We start from the raw sequence: 14974 nt of genomic DNA on the forward strand, positions 1-14974 counted from the left end.
GATGCCCTCGGCGCCTCCGCGCCTCCGGATTTCGGCCGCCGCCGTCAGGAAGTGACCGACCCGCGTGGGCCCCGCAACGCCGGTGCGGAAAGGGCGCCGAGGGTCTCGCATGCCTGCGCCATCACGCGCTCGACCAGTTCCCCGCACGACGGCAGATCGTCGATCACGCCCGCGACCTGGCCCGACGCCATCACGCCCAGATCCGTACGGCCGTCCACCATCGAGGACTTGAGGAGCATGGGCGTGTTGGCGGCGAGCAGGACCTGGCTCCAGGTGAGGCTTCTGCCGTGCTTCATGGCGAGGCCGTCGCGGATCATCCCCGGCCAGGAGAGCCCGGAGGTCCTGCGGAAGCCGGCGGCCCGCCGGACGGCCTGGACGAGCGCCCGCGTGCGGCCGGACCTCTCCAGGGAGTCGACCAGATCGGAGCGGAGCATGCGGTGCGGGAGTCCGTCGACGGCCGTCGTGACCGTGACGTCCTTGACCGTCGCCGCCAGATACCGCGCCTTCACGGCATCCGGGACCGTCGAGTCCGACGTCAGCAGGAACCGCGTGCCCATCGCGACGCCCGCCGCGCCGAACGCGAGCGCCGCCACCAGCCCCCGTCCGTCGTGGAAACCACCGGCCGCCACCACCGGTATGTCCACGGCGTCCACCACCTGCGGCAGCAGCACCGTCGTCGCCACCTCGCCGGTGTGGCCGCCGCCCTCGCCGCCCTGCACGATCACCGCGTCGGCGCCCCAGGCCGCCACCTTCTCCGCGTGCCGGCGCGCCCCGACCGACGGGACGACGACCACCCCCGCCGCCTTCAGCTCGGCGATCAGCTCACGCGACGGGGCCAGGGCGAAGGACGCGACGCGCACGCCCTCGTCGACGATGATCCGCACCCTGTCGCCCGCGTCCCCCGCGTCCGCCCGCAGGTTCACCCCGAACGGCGCGTCCGTACGGGACTTGACCTCCCGTACGGCGTCCCGCAGCTGGTCGAGTGTCATCGTCGCGGAGGCCAGGATGCCGAGCGCGCCCGCGTTCGCCGTGGCGGAGACGAGACGGGGGCCCGACACCCACCCCATCCCGGTCTGTACGAGAGGGTGGCGGACCCCGACGAGCCGGGTGAGCGCGGTCTCGATCACCGCCCGGCCTCCGGGGTGCCGACCGGGCGGGGTTCGGCGACCTCGCGGCTGCGGGTGTCCTTCGGGTCGATGACCACGCGGATCAACTCCAGCTCCTCAGCGGTCGGTTCCCTCGTGTACGGCACGTCCGGCGGGATGTGCAGGTCGAAGCCCGTCGCCTCCCGCACCTGGCCGACCGTCACCCCGGGGTGCAGGGAGGCGAGGCGCATCGCGTGGTCGGGGGTGGCGAAGTCGAAGACGCCGAGGTCGGACACCACCCGCGGGAGGTGGTGGAAACGGGTGGCGCTCGGACCCGCGGCGGCGGCACGGTCGTACCCCACACCGCACACCATGTCGACCTTCTCGACGAAGACCCGCCGGGAGTGCCGCGGAACCCAGTAACTGGTCGGGTTGTTCAGGGTGTTGACCGGCGCGCCGCGGACCCCGAGCAGCTGGCGCGCGGGCCGGGCCCAGTCGCCGATGCACGCGATGTTCTGATTGCCGAAGCGGTCGATCTGACTCGCGCCCATCATCACGTGCCGCCGGCCACCGGTCACCATCGTCAGATGCTGTCGGTACGGCAGCCAGCCCTCCGGTGTGCCGTCGAGGCCGACGAGCAGCGCCTCGCCGTCGGTCAGCAGCAGGTCGGGCGAGAAGGTGCGCTTGGCGAGGCGGGCGCCCACGGACGGGATCAGGCCCATGGGGCCGGCGAGCACCTCCCCGTTGTCCCGCCACGCCTCGGCGCAGGCGATCACGCAGTACTCGGCTCGGGTCACGGCCGGTTGCCCGGCTTTGGTGGCGGTCACCGCTGCTCCTTCTGCCAGGTCTGGACAGCGCGTTGGTACGCCTGCTCGTCGCCGCCGAGGAACCGCTCGGCGAACTCGGCGTACGGCGTCGTGGCGTACAGCTTCTGGAAGGCCTCGTCGCGTCCGTGGTCGGGGGCACAGGAGGTGAAGTGCGCGCCGCTGGGCGACTCGACGACGCCTGTCACGCTCGACCGCTTGAGCAGCAGGGTCTGCGGCGCGGCCTCCTTCGTCAGCTCGGCGGTGTCCACGATCCGCTCGCAGGAGACGTAGGCCGCGTCGGCCGCCTCGCAGAACAGGTCGTCGAAGTACGGATCCGGGCCCAGATACTGGCCGTTGCCGAGGCGGTCCGCGCGGTTCATGTGCACCAGGGCGGCGTCCAGGCGCAGGGCCGGCATGGCGACGAACTCCTCCCGCACTCCCGAGACCTCGTCCGCGTACGGCGAAGTGACCGTCCTCAGGCCGGGGTTGACCTGCATCACGTCCGAGCCGATCCCGGCCCGCACCGGCAGGAAGGGCAGCCGGTTCGCGGCCGCGTGCAGCCCCCACATGAACATCGCCTCGTCGACCTCCGTCAGCTCGAAGGCGCCCCGCTCGCGCGCCGCGCGGTAGTGCGGTTCGAGCGGGATCGAGTCGAGCGTCGCGAAGGCGGTCACCAGCTTCCGGATCCGCCCGGCGGCGGCGAGCAGGCCCACGTCCGGGCCGCCGTACGAGACGACGGTCAGATCGGTGACCTCGGACCGGAGCACTGCTCTGACCAGGGCCATCGGTTTGCGCCGCGAGCCCCAGCCGCCGATGCCGAGCGTCATCCCGCTCTCCAGGCGGCTGACGGCCTCCTCGGCCGACATGGTCTTGTCGCTCACTGAGCGGCCTCCTTGCCGAAGGTGTCGCGGACGCGGTCGGCCACCCCGCTGAGATTGGCCTCGAAGGTGAAGCCCTGCTCGAAGCGGTAGCTGCGGCGTACGTCGACGGGGTCGATGCCGTTGATCGCGGCCTTGGCGAGCCGGAGGAGACGGCCGTCCTTCGCGGCGATCTCGCGGGCCAGCTCCAGGGCCGCCGCCCGCAGTTCACCGCGCGGCACGACCTGCCACACCGAGCCGTGCGCGTGCAGCTCGGCCGCGGTCGCGGTGCGCGAGGTGTAGTACAGGACGCGCATCAGGTGCTGCGGGACCAGCCGGGCCAGATGCGTGGCCGCGCCGAGCGCCCCGCGGTCCAGCTCGGGCAGCCCGAACGTCGCGTCGTCGCTCGCCACGATCGCGTCCGCGTTGCCGACCAGGCCTATGCCGCCGCCCAGACAGAACCCCTGGACCGCCGCCACCACCGGCACCTCGCACTCGTACACCGCCGCGAACGCCTCGAAGCAGCCGCGATTGGCACCGATCAGCGCGCCGTGACCGGTGGTGTCCCGCTGCATCTCCTTGATGTCCACGCCCGCGTTGAAACCGCGCCCCTCGGCGGTCAGCACGACACAGCGGGTGCCGGGGTCGCGGCCCGCCGCGCGGACGGCGTCGGCCAGGTCGAACCAGCCGCGCACCGGCAGCGCGTTGACCGGCGGGAAGTCGGCCGTGACGACGGAAATCCCCTTTTCCGGGGACGAGGTGGAGACACCCATGGGCGCATCAGCTACCTTTCCACCAAACGTTTGTTAGGGGAGATTCCGAAGCTAGCAGCGAATGCATCCCAGCGGGAGGCCCTGTGGACAACGTGGATCTCGGCGGCAGGACCGTCGTCGTCACGGGCGGCACCCGCGGGGTCGGGGCCGGGATCGCGCGCGCCTTCGCACGGGCGGGCGCCGACGTGGTGGTCTGCGCCCGCCGGCCGCCCGAAAAGCTGCTGGAGGGTACCGAGTTCGTGTCCCTGGACCTGCGCGACCCGGCCGCCGTGCACGCGTTCTTCGACGGCCTGCCGCGGCTCGACGTGCTGGTGAACAACGCGGGCGGCGCCCCGTACCGGCTGCTGGCCGGGACCGAGGCCGAGCGGCACGCGCGCGTGATCGAGCTCAACCTCACCGCACCGCTGACCGCCTCACTCGCCGCCCACGCCCACCTCGAACGGGCCAGGGGTTCGATCGTGATGATCGGCAGCGTGAGCGGAACGCGCCCTTCACCCGGCTCGGCGGCGTACGGGGCCGCGAAGGCGGGACTGGAGAACCTGGCCCGCTCGATGGCCGTCGAGTGGGCCCCCGCCGTCCGGGTCAACACCCTCGTCGTCGGCATGGTCCGCACCGAGCGGTCGCGGCTGCACTACGGGGACGAGCAGGGCATCGAGGCCGTGGGGCGGACCGTTCCGCTGGGCCGGCTCGCCGAACCCGCCGACGTCGGCGAGGCCGCCGTCTTCCTCGCCTCGGACGCGGCCGCCTACATCAGCGGGGCGAGCCTGCTCGTGCACGGGGGCGGGGAGCGGCCCGCCTTCCTGGATGCCGCAACCGTCAACAAGGAGAGCTGAGATGAGTGCACCGTTGCTGTGTGCCGGGCGGGTCGTGGTGGTGACGGGCGCGGGCCGCGGGCTCGGCCGGGCGCACGCCCTCGCGTTCGCCGCCGAGGGCGCGCGGGTCGTCGTCAACGACCTGGGGGTGGGCCTCGACGGCACCCCCGACCCGGACAGCCCGGCCGGGCGGGTGGCCGAGGAGATCCGGGCGGCGGGCGGTGAGGCCGTGGCCCACGGGGGCGACATCGCGACGACTGAGGGCGCCGCGTCCCTCGTACGCACCGCCCTGGAGACGTACGGGCGCCTCGACACCCTCGTCAACAACGCGGGATTCCTTCGCGACCGGATGCTGGTCAACCTCGACGAGGACGACTGGGACGCCGTGATGCGGGTCAACCTGAAGGGGCATTTCCTGCCGCTGAGGCACGCCGCGGCCCACTGGCGGGCGGAGGCGAAAGCGGGCCGCGTGCCCCGGGCCCGCGTCGTCAACACCAGCAGCGGGGCAGGGCTGTTGGGGTCGGTCGGGCAGGGGAACTACAGCGCCGCCAAGGCCGGCATCGTCGGGCTGACGCTGGTCGCGGCGGCGGAGCTGGGTCGGTACGGCGTCCAGGTCAACGCGATCGCTCCCACGGCCCGTACCCGGATGACCGAGCGGGCCTTCGCGCAGACCATGGCCGCGCCGGACGCCGCCGGTTCCTTCGACGCGATGGCGCCCGAGAACGTGTCACCGCTGGTCGTCTGGCTGGGCTCCGCCGCGGGCCCGGGCGTCACCGGCCGGGTCTTCGAGACCGAGGGCGGCCGGATCACCGTGATGGAGGGCTGGCGGCCCGGCCCGACCGCCGACCGGGGCGGGCGGTGGACTCCCGCGGAGGCCGGGGACGCGGCGCTGAAGCTGCTGGCGGAGGCGGCGGCCCCGGGAGGGGTGTACGGAGCGGAAGGGTGAGGCGGACAGACCCTGGGGCCTGTCCGGCGGATCGTGCGGTGGGTCGCGCCCGGTTGCCCGGCACCGTGGGGACGGAACCGCAGGATCCACCGGACAGACCCTAGGTGTCGCACTCCAGCACCGTCCGGCACAGCGCGCAGCGTGCGCGGACCCGGCCGCGGACCGGGATGCGGATGCGCTGGTGGCAGGTCGGGCAGGGGAAGGAGACGCGGAGCGCGCCGCCGGCGTCCGGGACGAACGAGTAGGGGACGTCGGAGTGCGCGTCCGGCGCCGGGTGGTGGTCCTGGGCGTAGCGCCGGTCCTTCGCGTAGCGGCGACGGCCCGCCCAGCCGGCCGCGGTCAGCGGCGGCTGCTGCTCGTCGCGGCGGGCCCGGGCCATGCCCTTGGTGTACGCGGTGTACGCCTGCGGGCTGGTGAACCAGATCGACGGGTCCTCGCCGAAGACCAGGGCGCGCTTGGCGAGGACGTAACCGAACTCCTCCGGCGTGAGATAGCCGAGTTTCTGCGAGGAGTCCGAGTCCTCGCGGTAGGCGTCGAGCAGGAGCCAGCCGGCCCCGAGGTAGGCGGCCGCCGTGTCCGTGAGGATCTCGTTGTCCCGGGTGCCGGGGAAGGAGAGGTCCAGGCGGTGCAGATAGACGTGCATCACCTCGTGGGCGAGGGCGGCGCCGATGTCCCGGCGATGGGTGCGAAAACGGTCGTTGAGCTCGATGAAGTACTCGGGTCCCGCGGCGAGTTCGACGTTGGCCGCGTGGGTCATCTCGCGGAAGCCGACGATCATCCGGGCGTCCGGCAGCCGGTAGTGCCGCACCATCTCGCGGGCCACGCGCTGCGCGCCCAGATGCAGGTCGTCGGTGTCGCAGAAGGCCACGTCGGCGGGGGCCACGCTGGCCGCGAACGTCTGGACGGTGTCGTACGAGAGCCGCTTGTACAGCGCGGTGATCCCGGCCCGCACGGTGTCCAGATGCGGGAAGCCGTGTTCGACCGGTCCGCCGTTGGCCACGCCCGCACCCCCTGGAAGACGCCGGAAAACAGGCCCTGGCGAGACCTGGACTCCTCCCCACTCTAAAGCGATCGCCGCCGGTCCGGACGGGCGTGGGACGGGGCGCCGGGGGCCGTGGCCGGAAAGGGTCCCTTGTGGGGGGAGCGTGGCCCTCCCGATAATCCAACCGCGCATTGGCGGGGTCATGTCATTGTGGCCCGGCTTCCTTGTGCAACCCCCCACGAAAGGAAGCACGTTGAAGACTCTGAAGAAGCTCACCGGCCTCCGAAGACTGTTCGCCGTCGGAGCCGTCGTGCTCGCCGCCGTCTCCCTCCAGCCCCTCTCCGCGCAGGCCGCACCCCAGCCCGTCGTCGGCGGCACCCGCGCAGCGCAGGGCGAGTTCCCGTTCATGGTCCGGCTCTCCATGGGCTGCGGCGGCGCCCTGTACGCCAAGAACATCGTCCTGACCGCCGCGCACTGTGTGAGCGGCTCGGGCAACAACACCTCCATCACCGCCACCGCCGGCGTAGTCGACCTGCAGAGCAGCAGCGCGACCAAGGTCAAGTCGACGAAGGTCCTCCAGGCGCCCGGCTACAACGGCAAGGGCAAGGACTGGGCGCTCATCAAACTCGCCGCGCCCATCAACCAGCCCACCCTGAACATCGCCACCAGCACCGCGTACAACAACGGGAACTTCACCGTCGCCGGCTGGGGAGCCGCGCGCGAGGGCGGCGCCCAGCAGCGCTACCTCCTCAAGGCAACCGTCCCCTTCGTCGACGACGCCACCTGTCAGGACGCGTACGGCAGCGATCTCGTGCCCGGTGACGAGATCTGCGCCGGATTCGAGCAGGGCGGGGTCGACACCTGCCAGGGCGACTCCGGCGGACCCATGTTCCGCAAGGACAACGCCGGCGCCTACGTCCAGATCGGGATCGTCAGCTGGGGCGAGGGCTGCGCCCGCGCCGGATACCCCGGCGTCTACAGCGAGGTGTCGACCTTCGCGGCGGCGATAGCCCAGGCGGCATCCACTCTGTGACCCGCCGGCCCATCCCGTGACCTGCTGATACGTGGAGCGGGGTGTCCGCGGGCGCCCCGCTCCCACGCCACGGAAAAGCGTTCGGCACCGGTCACCGGGCGGTGACATACTCCGCGCCATGAGTACCGGACCGCAGGCTCCCCTCACCGCTTCGTTGCAGGTCGGGGCCCAGGACGACGATCTGGAGAAGCGGCTCGACGACGAGCTCACCGCCTTCAACGCCCGCGCCACCGGCGCCGGCACACCGGCCCCGCTCTCGGTCCGCGTCACCGACACCGTGGGCGAGCTGGTCGGCGGACTCACCGCCTGGGTGTGGGGCAGCTGCTGCGCGGTCGACATGCTGTGGGTGCGCGAGGACCAGCGGCACGCCGGCTGGGGGAGCAGGCTGCTGCGGGCCGCGGAGGAGGAGAGCGCGCGCCGCGGCTGCACCGAGGTGATCGTCTCCTCCTTCACCTTCCAGGCCCCGGACTTCTACCGCGGCCACGGCTACCGCGAGACGGGCCGCACCGACGGCATCCCGGGCGGCCACCAGGACGTGCACCTCCACAAGACACTCGGGCCCGCCGCCCGTTAGTCCAACTGCCGCCCCTCCTTTGTCCATGGGCACCTCCGCTCCCCGCGTCGCAAGGTGGCGGGCACGGAAAGCCGCCTTGAGGAGGAGCGTCTTGCAGCCGTCAGACACGAATGCCCCCAGCCGCAGAGCCGTCGTCGCGGCGGGCGCCGCGGCCGGGATCGGAACCGCGCTCGGGCTGCCCGCCGCCGCGGCCGCCGCCCCGCCCGGCGCCGCGGCGAGCGCCCTCCCGGACGAGCTGGTCATCCGCTCCGATGCCCTCGACGTCGGGGTGGCCGCCGCCTTCCCGCGGATCGTCTCCTACACCGACCGGGCCACCCGCGCCGTCCTGCACGGCCAGGAGGACGCGGTCACCTCGGTCCTGATCGACGGCGCCGAGCGCACCCCGACAGTCACGGCCACCCCCGGCGACGACCGTGTCGCCTACCGTCTCGCCTTCGACGGCGGCACCACCGTCGACGTGGAGATCGCGGTGACAGGCGGTCAGGTCACCTGGCGCGTCACGGGCATCGACGACACCACCACGCGCCCGGTCGGCACCCTCCAGATCCCCGGCCTCGCCCTGCTGTCCGTCCGCAGCGACCAGCCGGGCGCCCAACTGCTCGCCGCCCGCATCCAGTTGGACAAGGCGAAGAGCGGCGACACCCTGGTCACCCCCACGGCGGACACGCCCGCCGAGTCGGCGACCGGATGCGCGTACGCGGTCGTCGCACACAACGCACTCGCCGGCGCCGTCGAGACGAACACCAGCTACGACAAGCCCGACGGCAGCAGCTCCTGGGAGAACGGCCGATTGTGGCGAAGCACCGTGCGCGCGGACGGATACGTCAAGGCGCAGCTCACGCCCGGCCAGTGGACCCACCGCGCGGCGACCTCCGCCGGCACCGAACCCCTGCCGTACGCGAAGGTGATCGTCACCGGCGACCGCAACGGTGACGGGCGGATCGACTGGCAGGACGCAGCGATCGCCTTCCGCGACATCATGACCAACCCGCTCGGCGCCGACGAGCAGCATCTGCGGGCCGTCCCCCACATCCCCTTCAACTTCGCCTCGCAGGCCACCAACCCGTTCCTCGCGACGCTCGACAACGTCAAGCGGATCTCGCTCGCCACCGACGGCCTGCGCCAGTTCACCCTGCTCAAGGGCTACCAGTCGGAGGGCCACGACTCCGCCCACCCCGACTACGCCGGCAACCACAACCAACGCGCCGGCGGCCTCGACGACCTCAACACCCTGGTCCGCGAGGGCAAGCGCTGGAACAGCGACTTCGCCGTCCACGTCAACGCCACCGAGTCGTACCCCGTCGCCCACGCCTTCTCCGAGACCCTAGTCGACAAGACCGACGAACAGTGGGACTGGCTCGACCAGAGCTACCGCATCGACCAGCGCCGCGACCTGGTCTCCGGCGACATCGTCCGGCGCTTCGCCGACCTGCGCGCGGAGACCGACCCGGCCCTCGACTCCCTCTACATCGACGTCTTCCGCGAGTCCGGCTGGACCTCCGACCGCCTCCAGCGCGCCCTGCGCGCACAGGGCTGGCGCGTCACCACCGAGTGGGGGCACGGCCTGGAGCGCTCCTCCCTGTGGTCCCACTGGGCGACCGAGACCGACTACGGCCCCGACACCTCACGCGGCATCAACTCCCGCCTCATCCGCTTCATCCGCAACCACCAGAAGGACGTCTTCGCCGACAAATGGCCGACCCTGCTCGGCATCGCCCGCATGGGCAACTTCGAGGGCTGGACCGGCAAGACCGACTGGAACCACTTCTACGAACTGATCTGGACCGACTCCCTGCCCGCCAAGTACCTCCAGGCCCAGCCGATCAGGACGTGGAGCGAGCACGAGATCACCTTCTTCGGACCGGAAGCCACCTCGGTCTCCGACAGCGACGGCACCCGCCGCATCACCACCGACGGACGTCTCGTCTACGAGGGCGGCAGCTATCTGCTCCCCTGGGAGCCCCGGAGGGCAACCAAGCTGTACCACTACAACCCCCGTGGCGGCACCAGCAGTTGGCGACTCCCGCGCACCTGGGAGGACCTCTCCCGCGTAGCCCTGTACCGGCTCACCGACCAGGGACGCGTCTTCGTCTCGTACGTCCCCGTGCGCGGCGGCAAGGTCACGATCGACGCCCGCGCGAAACAGCCGTACGTCCTGCACCGCGCCCGCGTCGCCGACGGCCCCGCCCCAGGCTGGGGCCAGGCCACCCCGCTGTACGACCCGGGCTTCAACTCCGGGTCCCTGAAAGGCTGGACGGTCAGTGGACCCGCGTCCGTGCGGCCGAGCGGACTCGGCGACTGCGAGCTGGTGATCACCGCGGGCGCCGCCGCCTCGGCCGGGCAGCGGCTGACCCGCCTCCAGCCCGGCAGCTACGCCGCCTCCGTCCAGGTCGAGGTGGGCGAGCAGGCGGGCGACACCCGCAAGGCGTCCCTCGTGGTGCGGACCGCCGACGGGGCCACGGCCGCCAACTGGACCGAGACGTCCACGGCCGGCAACCACGTCGCCGCCGACCGCAAGCACGGCACCCGCTTCCAGCGCATGTTCACCTACTTCACCGTCCCCGAGGGCGGCGGCCCCGTCGACCTGTCGCTGCGCGCCGACGCCGGACAGGCGCGCGTGCGGTTCGACAACGTGCGGATCGTGGCCGCCCGGCGGCCGGCGAACGAAGGGGCCCTGGTCTTCGAGGACTTCGAGCACGTACCGCAGGGCTGGGGCCCCTTCGTGAAGGGCGACGCGGGCGGCGTCACCGACCCGCGCACCCACATCGCCCAGCGGCACGCCCCCTTCACCCGGCGCGGCTGGAACGGCAAGGCGATCGACGACGTCATCGACGGCACGCAGTCACTGAAGTCACGCGGCGAGAACGACGGCCTGGTCTACCGGACCGTGCCGCACACCGTCCGGTTCCAGCCCGGCCGGCGCTACCGGATCACGCTGCGGCACGAGAACGAGAAAGCCGGCCAGTACGCCTGGATCACCGCCGTCGACCGGGCCGCGACGACCCGGGAACTCGACCGCCGCGACCTCCCGGTCGCCACCGAACCCACCACGCTCGTCTACGAGTTCACCGCACCCACCGAAGGGGAGGCCTGGGTCGGGCTGCGCAAGACCGGGGACGACGGCACCGCCGAGTTCGTACTGGACTCGTTCGAGGTGTCGCAGGCCGACTGACCGGCGCTCTCCAACTCCAGGATCCACACGTCGTTGACGTCCTCGCGCAGCACCGGCCCGGGGACGTACAACGAGCCCTGCGGCCCCGCCGACCAGTAACGGCCCAGATTGAAACCGTTCACCCACACGAACCCCCGCGTCCAGCCCGGCAGTTCGAGGAAGGCGTCCCCCGCGCCGCGCACCGTGAAGGTGCCGCGGTACAGGCCGGGGGCGCCGTCCGCGGGAAGCTCCCCGAACGGCACCCGGCCGACGCCGCCGTCCAGCGCGTCCAGCCGCAGCGCCCGCGCCCGCACCCCGTGCAGATACTGCCGCTCGTGCAGCAGACCCCCGGTGATGCCCTTCGGCTCACCCGTGCGCGGCCCGTAGTTGACCCTCCCCAGGGACTCCACCCACAGCTCCACGCGCGCGTACCCCGCGACCGGCTCCCCCAGGAGCGCGTCCTCCTCGGTGAGCACCCCGGCCGGCTTCCCGTCGACGTGCACCACCGCGAGATCCCTCAGCCCGCGCACCCGCAGCGGATACGGCTGCCGCGGACCCGGCACGCTCACCTCGTACCTGACGAGCCCCCGGTCCACGTCGAGTTCCTCGAAGGTCGGCGGCACCGGGTACTCGCCGTCCGGGCCACCGAACGTCTCCAGTACGGCATCCAACGGCGCCCACCCCGTGAGTCCGGCCGCGGCGGTCGCACCCAGCGGCGCCGGCGCGGGCGGCACAGCGGGCAGTGGCCCGTCCGCGTAGTCGGCGAGGATCTCCCGGAAACGCCAGAACTTCTCGGTGGGCCGGCCGAGTTCGTCGATCGGCGCGTCGTAGTCGTACGACGTCACATCCGGCTCCAGCGGCCCGTCGTGCAGATCGCCGCCACCCCGGTTGGCGCCCGCCCAGCCCGCGAAGCTCGTACCGCCGTGCGCCATGTACACATTGACGGAGGCCCCGCACTCCAGGATCTCCCGCAGCACCCCGGCCGCCTCGGCGGGATCGCGCACGGTGTGCTCGGCACCCCAGTGGTCGAACCAGCCGCACCAGAACTCCATGCACATCAGCGGCCCGCGCGGCCGGTGCCTGCGCAACGTCTCGAACGCCTCCCGCGCATGCGAGCCGAAGTTCGCGGTCGCCAGGACGCCCGGCACCGAACCGCCGGTGATCATGTGGTCCTCGGGGCCGTCCGACGTGAACAGCGGCACACTCACCCCCTTCGCCCGCAACAGGTCCGCCAGCCACCGCAGATACACCTGGTCCGAGCCGTAACTGCCGTACTCGTTCTCCACCTGCACCATCAGGACCGGGCCGCCCCGGTCGATCTGCCGCGGCACGATCTCGTGCAACAGGTGGTGGAACCAGCGCTCCACCTGCCGCAGATACTCCTCGTCCCGGGTCCGCAGCGCCCCCGTCAGCCAGTGCGGCAGCCCGCCGTTCTCCCACTCCGCGCAGATGTACGGGCCCGGGCGCACGATCGCCCACAGCCCCGCCTCCCGCGCCGCGTCCAAAAAGCGCCCCAACTGCTGCACATCACGGAAGTCACCGGGACGCGGCTCGTGCAGATTCCACGGCACATACGTCTCCACACAGTTCAGCCCCATCGCCCGCAGCATGCCGAGTCGATGCCCCCACTGCGCCTCGTGCACCCGGAAGTAGTGCAGCGCCCCGGACAGCAGTCGCACCGGCCGCCCGTCCAGCAGAAAATCGGTGTCCCCCACCGTGAACTCGCTCATGCCCTCACCCTCACCCCTGGCGGCAGTCGCGTCCATGGACAAAGATCAGCGCTGGTTGGACGCAACAAACAGGCAGAACCACGACACCGAGCAGGCGGGAGGAAACCGGATGTACCACACGTGGATGCGGTATTTCACCCCTGGCCCGGTGCACCACCGGCTCGGCCTGGTCTGCCTCGGCGTCGGGCTCCAGCACGGGCAACTGCCCACCGTCGGACCGCGCACCCTCGACCACCACGTGGCCGTCGTCGTCAGCGCGGGCAACGGCTGGTTCCAGGACGCCCACGGACTCCGCCACCCCGTCACCGCACCCGCCCTGCTCTGGCTCACCCCCGGGGTGCCGCACCACTACGGACCCGACGACGGCTGGGACGAGTGCTTCGTCGACTTCACCGGGCCCGCGACCGCCACGTACACCGAACTCGGCTACATCGAGCCGGACCGGCCCGTGGTGCCCCTCTCGGACGCCGCGGGCCCCCGCGCCACCGTGGGCCGGATCACCCGCGCCGCCCGCCGCGGCAACCCCCTCCTGGAGGTCGAGACCGGCGCCGCCGTCCATGAACTCCTCGTCGCCCTGCGCCGCGCCCGCGCCGACCTCGCCCCCGACGGCGACCCCGTGCTCCAGGCCCTCGCCCGCGACGCCTTCCAGCCGCTGTCCGTCGCCGAGCACGCGGCCCGGCACGGCATGAGCCCCGCCGAACTGCGCACCGCCGTCCGCCGCGGCGCCGGCTGCAGCCCCAAGGACTACCTCGTCGGCATCCGGCTGGGCCGCGCCAAGGAACTCCTCGCCGCCACCGAACTGCCGGTCGCCGCCGTCGCCCGCCGCGTCGGCTACGACGACCCGGCCTACTTCTCCCGGCTGTTCACCCGCCGCGTCGGCACGGCCCCCGTCCGCTTCCGCGCACAACAGGGCCGTACCGTGCCCGGCGGCTGGAGCAACCGGATACCGGACCCCGACGATCCACCGATGATCGAACGGCTCCACGCCACGTAGGGTTGGCGCTCATGACCACCGGCAACACCAACGAAGCGGCAGCAGGCAGCACCGGCGGCAGTGCCGTCGACCCCGCCGTCCGCGCCGAACTCGACCGGCTGCGCGACAGCATCGACAACATCGACGCCGCCGTCGTCCACATGCTCGCCGAGCGCTTCAAATGCACCCAGCAGGTCGGCCACCTCAAGGCCGCACACCAGCTGCCGCCCGCCGACCCGGCCCGCGAATCCCAGCAGATCGCCCGGCTGCGCCGGCTCGCGGAGAACGCCAAACTGGACCCGGCCTTCGCGGAGAAGCTCCTCAACTTCATCATCGCCGAGGTGATCCGCCACCACGAGAGCATCGCGGACGGCGCGGTGGGCGGGCCTGCCGGTCCGTAGCCGGCTCGGGCCCGCCGGTACGCAGCCGGTGCGGAGGCGGCCACGGAGGCCGGGGGTACGAGACCGGCCAAGGAGGCCGGTTCGGGGGCGTGACACCGGGCGCCCGACGCGGCATCCTGCCTTGAGCACTCCGTGTCAGGCCGGACGCACGCACCGTGAAACGGTCCGGCCCAAGCCTGCGGCGCAGAGGACGTCGGGACGAGGGGACGTCGGGCCATGCCGTCGGATGCCAAGATCCTCATCGTCGACGACCATGAGGACACGCTGTACGCGCTGGAGAGCGCACTCGCCCCGCTGGGCTACCGGCTCACGCGCGCCACCAACGGCGACGACGCACTCAAGGAAGTCCTGCGCGGCCAGGTCGGACTACTGCTCCTCGACGTGCGGATGCCCAAGGTCAGCGGCCTGGACGTGGTGCGTTACATGCGACGCCTGGAGCAGACCCAGCACATCCCCGTCCTGCTGCTCACCGGCTTCGGCGCCGACGCCGAACTCACCTCCACCGCCTTCGCACTCGGCGTCGCCGACCTCGTGATGAAACCCATCGACCCCTGGACCCTGCGCACCAAGGTCCGCTACCTGTACGACGCCCACCAGCGCTTCCAGGCCCTGGAACGCGAAGTGCGCGACCTGCGCGCCCGCGTCGCAGGCCGGCGCCCCCGGGACCCCGCTCTCACCATCCCCGACACCCGCGTCCCGGTACAGCGCGATGTCCACAGCGTCCACGGCGCCCACGACATCCACGATGTTCACGGTGTGCACGGCGAGAAGCTCGAACAGGACCGGTCGTAGCGGCCCTGCGGCCCGGCCCCCACCCGGACATAGGCCGCGTACCGATCCACCTCTGTGTC

The 14974-nt window shown here is 72.1% G+C and carries 14 protein-coding genes; 8 read left to right on the forward strand and 6 right to left on the reverse strand.

Going from position 1 to position 14974, the window contains the following annotated elements; translation table 11 throughout:
* Window positions 1-44: 44 nt before the first annotated feature.
* From ACFWM2_RS18115 to ACFWM2_RS18130, 4 genes are read right to left on the reverse strand one after another with little or no spacing between them, the layout of a single operon-like run.
* Window positions 45-1124 (reverse strand): NAD(P)H-dependent flavin oxidoreductase, encoded by a 1080-nt coding sequence (locus tag ACFWM2_RS18115; protein ID WP_383281077.1) that lies wholly within the window; start codon window positions 1122-1124, stop codon window positions 45-47.
* On the reverse strand, window positions 1124-1912 hold the full coding sequence (locus tag ACFWM2_RS18120) for a CoA-transferase subunit beta (protein ID WP_383280246.1): 789 nt from the start codon (window positions 1910-1912) through the stop codon (window positions 1124-1126). The genes ACFWM2_RS18115 and ACFWM2_RS18120 overlap by 1 nt, the downstream gene beginning before the upstream one ends.
* On the reverse strand, window positions 1909-2772 hold the full coding sequence (locus ACFWM2_RS18125) for a CoA transferase subunit A (protein ID WP_383280249.1): 864 nt from the start codon (window positions 2770-2772) through the stop codon (window positions 1909-1911). Before ACFWM2_RS18125 ends, ACFWM2_RS18120 begins: the two co-directional genes overlap by 4 nt.
* Window positions 2769-3521 (reverse strand): enoyl-CoA hydratase family protein, encoded by a 753-nt coding sequence (locus ACFWM2_RS18130; protein WP_383280252.1) that lies wholly within the window; start codon window positions 3519-3521, stop codon window positions 2769-2771. The genes ACFWM2_RS18125 and ACFWM2_RS18130 overlap by 4 nt, the downstream gene beginning before the upstream one ends.
* Window positions 3522-3613: 92 nt before the next feature.
* Here ACFWM2_RS18130 and ACFWM2_RS18135 point away from each other — a divergent pair, with 92 nt between their 5' ends.
* Together ACFWM2_RS18135 and ACFWM2_RS18140 are read left to right on the forward strand one after the other, a co-directional pair.
* A complete protein-coding gene (locus tag ACFWM2_RS18135; protein ID WP_383281080.1) occupies window positions 3614-4354 on the forward strand; it encodes an SDR family oxidoreductase in 741 nt (246 codons plus the stop codon).
* 1 nt (window position 4355) lies between these two features.
* Complete coding sequence (locus ACFWM2_RS18140) at window positions 4356-5279, forward strand: SDR family oxidoreductase (RefSeq protein WP_383280255.1); 924 nt, start codon at window positions 4356-4358, stop codon at window positions 5277-5279.
* Window positions 5280-5379: 100 nt separating this feature from the next.
* Here ACFWM2_RS18140 and ACFWM2_RS18145 read toward each other — a convergent pair whose 3' ends face one another.
* Window positions 5380-6279: a hypothetical protein gene (locus tag ACFWM2_RS18145; RefSeq protein WP_383280257.1), complete on the reverse strand. Its 900-nt coding sequence runs from the start codon at window positions 6277-6279 to the stop codon at window positions 5380-5382.
* Window positions 6280-6463: 184 nt separating this feature from the next.
* Here ACFWM2_RS18145 and ACFWM2_RS18150 point away from each other — a divergent pair, with 184 nt between their 5' ends.
* The 3 genes from ACFWM2_RS18150 to ACFWM2_RS18160 all read left to right on the forward strand — a co-directional run bounded on the left by ACFWM2_RS18150 (window position 6464) and on the right by ACFWM2_RS18160 (window position 11040).
* Window positions 6464-7294, forward strand: coding sequence for a S1 family peptidase (locus ACFWM2_RS18150; protein ID WP_383280260.1), 831 nt, complete (start codon window positions 6464-6466; stop codon window positions 7292-7294).
* A 118-nt stretch (window positions 7295-7412) separates the two neighbouring features.
* Window positions 7413-7868 (forward strand): GNAT family N-acetyltransferase, encoded by a 456-nt coding sequence (locus tag ACFWM2_RS18155; RefSeq protein WP_383280263.1) that lies wholly within the window; start codon window positions 7413-7415, stop codon window positions 7866-7868.
* A 91-nt stretch (window positions 7869-7959) separates the two neighbouring features.
* Window positions 7960-11040: an endo-alpha-N-acetylgalactosaminidase family protein gene (locus ACFWM2_RS18160; RefSeq protein WP_383280265.1), complete on the forward strand. Its 3081-nt coding sequence runs from the start codon at window positions 7960-7962 to the stop codon at window positions 11038-11040.
* Here the strand turns inward: ACFWM2_RS18160 and ACFWM2_RS18165 are convergent.
* Window positions 10926-12749: a beta-galactosidase family protein gene (locus ACFWM2_RS18165; RefSeq protein ID WP_383280268.1), complete on the reverse strand. Its 1824-nt coding sequence runs from the start codon at window positions 12747-12749 to the stop codon at window positions 10926-10928. The two genes, ACFWM2_RS18160 and ACFWM2_RS18165, sit on opposite strands and share 115 nt — an antisense overlap.
* Before the next feature lie 109 nt (window positions 12750-12858).
* On the opposite strand from ACFWM2_RS18165, the gene ACFWM2_RS18170 reads away from it, so the two are divergent.
* The 3 genes from ACFWM2_RS18170 (at window position 12859) to ACFWM2_RS18180 (ending at window position 14915) form a co-directional block, all read left to right on the forward strand.
* Window positions 12859-13743 (forward strand): helix-turn-helix domain-containing protein, encoded by an 885-nt coding sequence (locus ACFWM2_RS18170; protein WP_383280271.1) that lies wholly within the window; start codon window positions 12859-12861, stop codon window positions 13741-13743.
* An 11-nt stretch (window positions 13744-13754) separates the two neighbouring features.
* On the forward strand, window positions 13755-14123 hold the full coding sequence (locus ACFWM2_RS18175; protein ID WP_383280273.1) for a chorismate mutase: 369 nt from the start codon (window positions 13755-13757) through the stop codon (window positions 14121-14123).
* Window positions 14124-14339: 216 nt separating this feature from the next.
* Window positions 14340-14915: a two-component system response regulator gene (locus tag ACFWM2_RS18180; RefSeq protein ID WP_383280276.1), complete on the forward strand. Its 576-nt coding sequence runs from the start codon at window positions 14340-14342 to the stop codon at window positions 14913-14915.
* Window positions 14916-14974: the final 59 nt, after the last annotated feature.

The sequence above is a fragment of the Streptomyces sp. NPDC058371 genome, assembly GCF_042723265.1.
GTDB lineage: Bacteria > Actinomycetota > Actinomycetes > Streptomycetales > Streptomycetaceae > Streptomyces.

What these genes read in the sequence shown, in the direction of transcription:
- ACFWM2_RS18130 (WP_383280252.1), bottom strand. Translation starts at nt 3,521, where the DNA reads ATGGGTGTCTCCACCTCGTCCCCGGAAAAGGGGATTTCCGTCGTCACG.
- ACFWM2_RS18175 (WP_383280273.1), top strand. Translation starts at nt 13,755, where the DNA reads ATGACCACCGGCAACACCAACGAAGCGGCAGCAGGCAGCACCGGCGGC.
- ACFWM2_RS18155 (WP_383280263.1), top strand. Translation starts at nt 7,413, where the DNA reads ATGAGTACCGGACCGCAGGCTCCCCTCACCGCTTCGTTGCAGGTCGGG.
- ACFWM2_RS18180 (WP_383280276.1), top strand. Translation starts at nt 14,340, where the DNA reads ATGCCGTCGGATGCCAAGATCCTCATCGTCGACGACCATGAGGACACG.
- ACFWM2_RS18150 (WP_383280260.1), top strand. Translation starts at nt 6,464, where the DNA reads ATGTCATTGTGGCCCGGCTTCCTTGTGCAACCCCCCACGAAAGGAAGC.
- ACFWM2_RS18165 (WP_383280268.1), bottom strand. Translation starts at nt 12,749, where the DNA reads ATGAGCGAGTTCACGGTGGGGGACACCGATTTTCTGCTGGACGGGCGG.
- ACFWM2_RS18170 (WP_383280271.1), top strand. Translation starts at nt 12,859, where the DNA reads ATGTACCACACGTGGATGCGGTATTTCACCCCTGGCCCGGTGCACCAC.
- ACFWM2_RS18140 (WP_383280255.1), top strand. Translation starts at nt 4,356, where the DNA reads ATGAGTGCACCGTTGCTGTGTGCCGGGCGGGTCGTGGTGGTGACGGGC.